At 64.3% G+C, this 622-nt stretch carries 1 protein-coding gene; it reads left to right on the forward strand.

Annotated elements, in window-relative coordinates; all coding sequences use genetic code 11:
- The coding region (locus ACPXCG_RS23975; protein ID WP_425794895.1) for a DUF222 domain-containing protein at positions 1-622 on the forward strand (622 nt) is incomplete at both ends.

A 622-nucleotide genomic window follows, 5' to 3' on the forward strand; every position in this document is an offset into this window, starting at 1 on the left:
CTCGGCGACGCCCTGCAACGACTCCCCAAGATCCGCACCGCATATCTGGCCGGCGAGTTCAGCACCCACCGCATGTCAAAAATGGTGTACGCCGCACAACTGGTCCCCGACGACCTGATCATCGACAACCCGGTCATCGACGCCGATCCGATAGCCGACCTCGACCAACCCGACTCCACCGATCCCACCGACACCCCAGATTCCGATGATGATGATGGTGTTGTCGACGATGCTGGGTCCACCCTCGATTTCGAGGACCTGGCGTTGGAATTGGAGGCACGACCCACCACCGACAAAGTCTTCGCCGACCAACTCGCCGAAACCGTGATCAGCCTCGACCCCGACGGCGCCGCCCACGCCCGCGAAGAATTCGCCGAAGCCTGGCAAAACCTGACCGTCACCGCCGACTCATCAGGCCACATGAACCTCGATGCGTGTGTACCCGCCGAAGACGGCGTGCACCTGTCCCAACGCATCAGCACCCTGATCGCCCAACGAGTCTGCCGCCGCGACCCCCGCCGCATCGGGCAACAACGCGTGATGGCCCTCGCCGAGATCACCGGCGTCCCCGGCAAAACACTGTCCTGCCGATGCGGACACCCCGACTGCCCGCAACGCCCCG

Origin of the sequence: Gordonia sp. DT218 (assembly GCF_049847105.1) — a bacterium.
GTDB lineage: Bacteria > Actinomycetota > Actinomycetes > Mycobacteriales > Mycobacteriaceae > Gordonia.